The organism is Streptomyces sp. NPDC001980, assembly GCF_040296885.1.
Lineage (GTDB): Bacteria > Actinomycetota > Actinomycetes > Streptomycetales > Streptomycetaceae > Streptomyces.
The window spans coordinates 175,884-183,876 of sequence record NZ_JBEOYD010000020.1 but is presented as its reverse complement, the minus strand read 5'-3'; the positions used below and the strand labels follow the sequence as shown (position 1 = coordinate 183,876).

Sequence of the window (7,993 nt, the reverse complement as noted above, 5' to 3'; positions counted from 1 at the left end):
TCAGGGCGGCGATGTGCTGGAGTTCGGCACGGGAGGAGTCGCCGAAGAGGATGGGGAAGACGGGGATCTGCTGCCGGTCGACGGAGAGCTTGTTGGCGCCGGTCAGGCCAACCCGCGGTCCGAGGCAGGCGGATCGGTCGCCGGGGTCCGGACAGTGCAGGACCCCGGAACCGGCGCAGGGGTCCCGGGGCCCGATCTGAGGGCGGGCGGGAGGACCGCCCGCCGCAGGCGTCACACGCGCCGCAGTACCGCGACGACCTTGCCCAGGATGGTCGCGTCGTCGCCGGGGATCGGCTCGTAGGCCGCGTTGTGGGGGAGGAGCCAGACGTGGCCGTCCTCGCGCTTGAAGCGCTTGACGGTGGCCTCGCCGTCGAGCATGGCGGCGACGATGTCGCCGTTCTCGGCGACCGGCTGGCGGCGGACGGTGACCCAGTCGCCGTCGCAGATCGCGGCTTCGATCATGGAGTCACCGACGACCTTGAGCACGAACAGCTCGCCGTCACCGACCAACTGCCGGGGAAGGGGGAAGACGTCCTCGACCGACTCCTCGGCGAGGATCGGCCCACCGGCGGCGATCCGGCCGACCAGCGGGACGTAGGACGCGGCGGGCTTGCCGGCGGTGTCCGTGGGCTGCACGGTCACCGCCTGGTCGGAGCCGCGCACCTCGTACGCGCGCGGGCGGTGCGGGTCACGCCGCAGGAAGCCCTTGCGCTCCAGTGCCATCAGCTGGTGCGCCACCGAGGACGTGCTGGACAGGCCGACGGCCTGGCCGATCTCCCGCATCGACGGCGGGTAGCCCCGCCGCTGCACCGAGTCCCGGATCACCTCGATCACCCGGCGCTGTCGGTCGGTGAGGCCCGAGCTGTCCGCCCGGATGCCTGGAGGTCGGCCCGGCAGGGAACGCTTGTGTCCCTCGGGATTCACGGCTTCGTTCATGGCATGCACCGGGTCGAGTCGGCCCTGGGAGCGGTCCTGGGCGGTGATGGTGGCACTGTCTGCGGTCGTGGTCACGTCGGCCCCTCTCGATGGTCTCCCTGCTGGACAACGGTAGTTGCTTTCGAAAGGTTGCGCCAAACACACGTTCGAGTGAAAAAACGCGGTTCACCGTACGTGATCGCAAGTCTGGGTGTATGGCTCACGCGGTACCCGGCGGGCAAAAGAGCCCATTGTTGTACTCTTCACCGCCGGGGGACGGCCTTGTGGGTGTGCCCAGTCTGCCATCCGGGCCGCCGCCGACCGGGATGTCCGTCCCCATCTGCGCCGGAGTCGCACGTGACCTCCGTGCGGCGCCCACGGTATCTCCGTATCCGCCGTAGCGGTACGTGTGCGACACGCGCGACCTGGTGATGTATCTGCCAATCACCACATCTAGTGGTTGGATTGCTACTGCAGCCCACAAGTTGTGGTCCCCCGGGTCTCCGGTCTCTCTGAGATCGCCTATGCTTGGGGCTGCTTCGAGGGGCCCATGTGGCCCAGCGAGGCTATTGAGTCTGCTGTGAGGAGGGTTGGAGATCATGCACTGCCCCTTCTGCAGGCACCCCGACAGCCGTGTGGTCGACAGTCGTACGACCGACGACGGCACGTCGATCCGCAGGCGCCGCCAGTGTCCGGACTGCTCCCGTCGTTTCACGACCGTGGAGACGTGCTCGCTCATGGTGGTCAAGCGGTCCGGAGTCACCGAGCCGTTCAGTCGTACCAAGGTCATCAACGGCGTGCGCAAGGCATGCCAGGGACGGCCTGTCACCGAGGACGCACTCGCCCAGCTCGGCCAGCGGGTCGAGGAGGCGGTGCGGGCCACCGGAAGCGCCGAGCTGACCACCCACGACGTGGGACTGGCCATACTCGGCCCGTTGCAGGAGCTCGATCTGGTCGCCTACCTGCGATTCGCCTCCGTCTACCGGGCGTTCGACTCGCTCGAGGACTTCGAGGCCGCGATCGCGGAGCTCAGGCAGGCGGCCCAGGACCCCGTCGCGGACGACGAAGACGCGGGAGCGGGGGGCCAGGAGGACGATCACGGGTCAGGCGGGAGCGCACAGGTGCCCGCACCCGTTCGCGTCGCCGGCTGACGGGAGGACCGGAACCGGCCGGAGGGCCCGGATCCGGTTGTCGGACGGCGATCCAGGACTTGTCGCGGGTGGCAGCTGACGGCGCTCGCGACGCGAAAACAGAACAGTGTGTCACGGGAACATCGTGGCATTTCAGGGCGTTTTAGCCCGTACAGGGAGGCGGCATGACAGAGACGGCGAGCGATCCGGCACGGAGTTCCCGCGCGAAGGGCACCAAGGCCACCAAGGGACTGCGTATCGAGCGCATCCACACCACCCCCGGCGTACACCCGTACGACGAGGTGAGCTGGGAGCGCCGTGACGTCGTCATGACCAACTGGCGCGACGGCTCGGTCAACTTCGAGCAGCGTGGCGTCGAGTTCCCCGACTTCTGGTCGGTGAACGCGGTCAACATCGTCACCAGCAAGTACTTCCGCGGTGCCGTCGGCACCCCGCAGCGCGAGACCGGTCTCAGGCAGCTGATCGACCGCATCGTGAAGACGTACCGGAAGGCCGGTGAGGACCACAAGTACTTCGCCTCGCCCGCCGACGCCGAGATCTTCGAGCATGAGCTGGCGTACGCCCTCCTGCACCAGATCTTCAGCTTCAACAGCCCCGTGTGGTTCAACGTGGGCACCCCGCAGCCCCAGCAGGTCTCCGCCTGCTTCATCCTGTCCGTCGACGACTCCATGGAGTCGATCCTCGACTGGTACAAGGAAGAGGGCATGATCTTCAAGGGCGGCTCCGGTGCCGGCCTGAACCTCTCCCGGATCCGCTCCTCCAAGGAGCTCCTCTCCTCCGGCGGCAACGCCTCCGGCCCGGTCTCCTTCATGCGCGGCGCCGACGCCTCCGCGGGCACCATCAAGTCCGGCGGTGCCACCCGCCGCGCCGCCAAGATGGTCATCCTCGACGTCGACCACCCCGACATCGAGGACTTCATCGAGACCAAGGTCAAGGAGGAGGAGAAGATCCGCGCGCTGCGCGACGCGGGCTTCGACATGGACCTGGGCGGCGACGACATCACGTCCGTCCAGTACCAGAACGCCAACAACTCGGTCCGCGTGAACGACGAGTTCATGAAGGCGGTCGAGCAGGGCGGACAGTTCGGTCTGCGCGCCCGGATGACCGGCGAGGTCATCGAAGAGGTCGGGGCCAAGTCCCTCTTCCGCAAGATGGCCGAGGCCGCCTGGGCCTGTGCCGACCCGGGCATCCAGTACGACGACACCATCAACCACTGGCACACCTGCCCGGAGTCCGGCCGTATCAACGGCTCGAACCCCTGCAGCGAGTACATGCACCTGGACAACACGTCCTGCAACCTCGCCTCGCTGAACCTGATGAAGTTCCTGAAGGACGACGGCAAGGGCAGCCAGTCCTTCGACGTCGAGCGCTTCGCGGAGGTCGTCGAGCTCGTCATCACCGCGATGGACATCTCCATCTGCTTCGCGGACTTCCCGACCCAGAAGATCGGCGAGAACACCCGCGCGTTCCGTCAGCTCGGCATCGGCTACGCCAACCTCGGCGCTCTGCTGATGGCGACCGGTCACGCCTACGACTCGGACGGCGGCCGCGCGCTGGCCGGTGCCATCACCTCCCTGATGACCGGCACGGCGTACAAGCGTTCCGCCGAGCTGGCCGCGGTCGTCGGCCCGTACGACGGCTACGCCCGCAACGCCGACGCCCACCAGCGCGTCATGCAGCAGCACGCCGACGCCAACACCGTGGCCGTCCGCAAGGACGACCTGGACACCCCGGTGTGGGCCGCCGCCACGGAGGCCTGGCAGGACGTGGTCCGCCTCGGCGAGAAGAACGGTTTCCGTAACTCCCAGGCGTCCGTCCTCGCTCCCACCGGCACCATCGGTCTCGCGATGTCCTGCGACACCACCGGTGTCGAGCCCGACCTGGCGCTCGTGAAGTTCAAGAAGCTGGTCGGCGGCGGCTCGATGCAGATCGTCAACGGCACGGTCCCGCAGGCCCTGCGCCGCCTGGGCTACCAGGAGGAGCAGATCGAGGCGATCGTCGCCCACATCGCCGACAACGGCAATGTGATCGACGCTCCCGGCCTCAAGCACGAGCACTACGAGGTCTTCGACTGCGCCATGGGCGAGCGCGCCATCTCCCCGATGGGCCACGTCCGCATGATGGCCGCGATCCAGCCGTGGATCTCCGGCGCCATCTCCAAGACGGTCAACATGCCGGAGACGGCGACCGTCGAGGAGGTCGAGGAGATCTACTTCGAGGCCTGGAAGCTCGGCGTCAAGGCGCTCGCGATCTACCGCGACAACTGCAAGGTCGGCCAGCCGCTCTCCGCCAAGACCAAGGAGAAGGAGAAGGCCGAGGTCACCGAGAAGGCCGAGGCGACCATCCGCGAGACGGTCGAGAAGGTCATCGAGTACCGCCCGGTCCGCAAGCGCCTCCCGAAGGGTCGTCCCGGCATCACCACGTCCTTCACCGTCGGTGGCGCCGAGGGCTACATGACGGCCAACTCCTACCCGGACGACGGCCTGGGCGAGGTCTTCCTGAAGATGTCCAAGCAGGGCTCGACCCTCGCGGGCATGATGGACGCCTTCTCCATCGCGGTCTCCGTCGGCCTCCAGTACGGCGTGCCGCTGGAGACGTACGTCTCGAAGTTCACCAACATGCGCTTCGAGCCGGCCGGCATGACGGACGACCCGGACGTGCGGATGGCGCAGTCGATCGTCGACTACATCTTCCGCCGCCTGGCGCTGGACTTCCTGCCGTTCGAGACGCGCTCCGCGCTCGGCATCCACTCCGCCGAGGAGCGTCAGCGGCACCTGGAGACCGGTTCGTACGAGCCGTCCTTCGACGATGACGACGTCGACGTCGAGGGCCTGGCCCAGTCGGCGCCGCGCGCCCAGGAGCTGAAGGCCGTCGCCGCCCCGCGGACCGAGGCCGACTCGGCCAAGGCCGCCCCGAGGCAGGCGCACACCAGCGCCGAGCTGGTGGAGATGCAGCTGGGGATCCAGGCCGACGCCCCGCTCTGCTTCTCCTGCGGTACGAAGATGCAGCGAGCCGGTTCCTGCTACATCTGCGAGGGCTGCGGCTCGACCAGCGGCTGCAGCTGACTCTGGGCGCCGCTGAGGCGTAGATTGCCTGTTCAGGGCGGTGGAGCCGGTCTCACGGCTCCACCGCCCTCGACGCGCGTGACGCCTGGCTGTTGTGTTGGACGCAACGCGCCGCCGCGTCGAGGGCTTGTCGTGGCGATTGCTGTCGTGGCACGCTCGGGGCCATGATCAAGAGAATCGAGTCCTCCGTTCGCCGATGAGCGATACCACCGGGACAGGACTGCCCGGGTCACCGACACCGCTGTTCGATCACGCACTCCAGCTGCATCAACTGGCTCCAGGGGAGCCGCTTCCGCGCGACGGGGAACCCTATCCCGACGACGAGTCGCACCGTTCTCGGCGAGGCCCGGAGGCACCTGAGGACCGGCACTCGGCCGGCAAGGACGTTGCCCTCATCCTGAGCACGCATTTCGCGACGGCCTCCGCACTGCCCAGCGAATTGGCGGATGCCTTCCACGACGTCTACATCCCGATTCACCGCAACGAGCACATCGCCGCCGCGGCTGAGCGGGCAGACAGAGAACGCTGTCGCCAGACGGGCCGCTGGCTGGTCCGACATGGCACCGACCGATGCTCCGTCACGGTTGGGCTGGCCCTGGTCGCTGCAGTGGGAACAGCAGACGACATCCCGTTGATTCAAACGATCGGGCTGCTCTCCAACCGCTTCGGGCCACTGGCGGCGCACGCTCTCGAGATCCAGCCAGGAGGCGTCGCGGCCCTGCTGTGGCTTGCCGAGCGGGTCACCGGCTGGGGACACGTCTATGTCGTTGAAGCTCTCTGCAGACTCGACGACCCGACTGCCCGACCCTGGCTGCTTCGCAGGGCCTGCGACGGCGACATCCTCAACGGATACTTCGCCGGCCAGGTCGCCACAGTCGCCAGACTCCATGAGGCGCTTGTGGACCTCGACTCCGACAGCGACATGGTCGATCACATCGGTCGGCTACTCCATCTCATGAGCGACTGCGGAGGGATGGGACTCACCCTCGCTCACTACCCCCATGCGGGAGTTGTCCTGGAAGCTCATGCTCGCCACGTGGGTTCGCTCGGGCCGACCATCGAGCGCTACTTCACGGTCGCGGTGCTCACTCAGCACCTGACCACGTAGTCCCTCCAGGCTGCGGGGTGCACTGCGGCGCAGCAGGAAGCGCTCCGGACGACGTACCTCGACGTCCTCGACCGAGAGGAGTGGACGCAGACCGCACGCGCCGGATTCGCGGCGGATGACAACCGCATGCGGTGGCTCGCCGACCACCGGGCGCCGCAGTTGAGGCTGCGTGCGTTCCCCGATCGAGAGCCGACTGTCGGGGAATAGCGCACGCCGGGAAAAGTGATCTCCACCAGTGTCGTGAGCCCTCATCGGGCGTGAATTGGCTGTTCGGGTGGGGTGTCGGCGGTTTGGCCGACACCCGACCACGCGATTCGTCGGCGCGGCTGTTGCCTGGAACGCAGCCTTGTCGCGCCGGCCGTGCGGCTACTCGGCTCGTTCGGCTGCCGTAATGGCTCGTTGCAGGGTCTGGCGAGCCTGTGCCAGTTCATCTGCCCGCTGGTCAAGACGGGCGAGTCGGGCACGTAGTTTGTCCAGCACTCCCGGACACGGACGTAGCGAGCCGTCGGCGAGGGAGCAGGGCAGTACCTGCCGGATCAGGCTTGTGGACAACCCGGCCGCCAGCAGGGAGCGGATCTGTCCGACCGTTTGCTCGGCGGCATCGTCGTAGTCTCGGTACCCGTTGGCCTGACGGCTCGAGGCGAGTAGGCCGACGCTCTCGTAGTACCGGAGAAGGCGCTCGCTCGTCCCGGTTCTCCTGGCCAGTTGCCCGATCAGCATCGCTGCTCCACTGCGCTTGACCTTGCCATGGTGTCAGCCCTCAACGATGGGACCGACGGCAGCATTCCATCGCTGTCACCGATCCTGACCAGGAGAACTCGTTGATCATCGATGCGCACAGCCATGTCCACGATCCTGTGCACAGCCATATCGCCCTGCTGGACGAGGCAGGAGCCGACCGTGCCGTGCTCTTCGGCACCCGGCCCCATCCCGAGCGGGCCACTGATCTGGCTTCGTTGCGGCGTGAGATGAGTGTGCTGGGCGAGACGATCGGCGGACAGTCCAACGGTCCGGACAGCTACCGGGCCGCGTGGCAGGAACTGGACTCGGCGTGCGCGGCATACCCGGATCGCTTCATCGGGTTCGGCAAGGTTCGTCTGGACCAGTCGGCCGAGCAGATCGCGGCGGAGGTCGAGAAGGAGATCGTGGGCCGGGGTTTTCGGGGCATCGGTGAGCTGACCCCACCACCGGATGGGGCCGGACGGATCGAGCCGGTCCTCCGGGCAGCCGCCGGCCACGGCGGGCTGCCGGTCGTCGTGCACGGGTTCGCGCCGACCACGTCGGGAGACCTGGCAACTCTGGCCGGTCTCGCGCGCCGTCACCCGACCGTCCCCGTGGTGATCAGCCAGCTCGGCGGTCTGAACTGGCTGACGGCCATTGAGCTGGCCCGGGACACCCCGAACATCTACCTGGAACTGTCGACGGCGAACATCATCTTCGCGGTGCGACTGGCCATCGACGAGGTGCCTGACCGCACCCTGTTCGGCTCGGACGCGCCCTACGGTGACCCGTTCCTCGCCCGCGCCACCGTCGAACGCGTCACCGCGCCGGGTGCACTGCGCGATCGCGTCCTGGGTGGCACCCTCGCGGAACTGCTCGGTCTCTGACCGTACGTGCGTGCCCCGCCGGTACGAGGAACAGCGCATGCCAGGAATGAGTGCTCTGCGCCAGTACGAGTCGATGTGACGTGGAGTAAGGGGCGAAGGCCGTGGCCGGCGCCCCTTACCGTTCGCCTGTCACGGGCGATCGGCCGC

The 7,993-nt window shown here is 67.6% G+C and carries 7 protein-coding genes; 4 read left to right on the top strand and 3 right to left on the bottom strand.

All coding sequences use genetic code 11. The annotated features are described in order from the left end of the window. Both ABT137_RS28735 and lexA read right to left on the bottom strand, forming a co-directional pair. Positions 1-235, bottom strand: a 235-nt coding sequence (locus ABT137_RS28735; protein ID WP_351713899.1) for a hypothetical protein, incomplete at its 3' end; no start/stop codon positions are given. Beyond that, on the bottom strand, positions 232-1,011 hold the full coding sequence (gene lexA, locus ABT137_RS28730; protein ID WP_133028126.1) for a transcriptional repressor LexA: 780 nt from the start codon (positions 1,009-1,011) through the stop codon (positions 232-234). The genes lexA and ABT137_RS28735, both read right to left, overlap by 4 nt. Before the next feature lie 503 nt (positions 1,012-1,514). Between lexA and nrdR the strand changes: the two genes are divergently transcribed. From nrdR to ABT137_RS28715, 3 genes are all read left to right on the top strand, one after another. Continuing rightward, on the top strand, positions 1,515-2,066 hold the full coding sequence (gene nrdR, locus ABT137_RS28725; protein ID WP_351713897.1) for a transcriptional regulator NrdR: 552 nt from the start codon (positions 1,515-1,517) through the stop codon (positions 2,064-2,066). Positions 2,067-2,230: 164 nt separating this feature from the next. Beyond that, complete coding sequence (locus ABT137_RS28720) at positions 2,231-5,131, top strand: vitamin B12-dependent ribonucleotide reductase (protein ID WP_351713895.1); 2,901 nt, start codon at positions 2,231-2,233, stop codon at positions 5,129-5,131. Positions 5,132-5,327: 196 nt separating this feature from the next. Further along, a complete protein-coding gene (locus ABT137_RS28715) occupies positions 5,328-6,239 on the top strand; it encodes a hypothetical protein (RefSeq protein ID WP_351713893.1) in 912 nt (303 codons plus the stop codon). Positions 6,240-6,605: 366 nt separating this feature from the next. Here the strand turns inward: ABT137_RS28715 and ABT137_RS28710 are convergent, their stop codons facing one another. Beyond that, the gene (locus tag ABT137_RS28710; protein ID WP_351713891.1) at positions 6,606-6,959 is read right to left on the bottom strand and encodes a MerR family transcriptional regulator; all 354 of its coding nucleotides are present in this window, start codon (positions 6,957-6,959) and stop codon (positions 6,606-6,608) included. A gap of 101 nt (positions 6,960-7,060) precedes the next feature. Here ABT137_RS28710 and ABT137_RS28705 point away from each other — a divergent pair, with 101 nt between their 5' ends. Further along, entirely contained in the window at positions 7,061-7,846 is a 786-nt protein-coding gene (locus ABT137_RS28705) for an amidohydrolase family protein (RefSeq protein ID WP_351713890.1), read from the top strand. Positions 7,847-7,993: the final 147 nt, after the last annotated feature.

Coding starts and splice junctions, on each gene's coding strand:
- nrdR (WP_351713897.1), top strand. CDS start 1,515: ATGCACTGCCCCTTCTGCAGGCACCCCGACAGCCGTGTGGTCGACAGT.
- ABT137_RS28720 (WP_351713895.1), top strand. CDS start 2,231: ATGACAGAGACGGCGAGCGATCCGGCACGGAGTTCCCGCGCGAAGGGC.
- ABT137_RS28715 (WP_351713893.1), top strand. CDS start 5,328: ATGAGCGATACCACCGGGACAGGACTGCCCGGGTCACCGACACCGCTG.
- ABT137_RS28710 (WP_351713891.1), bottom strand. CDS start 6,959: ATGCTGATCGGGCAACTGGCCAGGAGAACCGGGACGAGCGAGCGCCTT.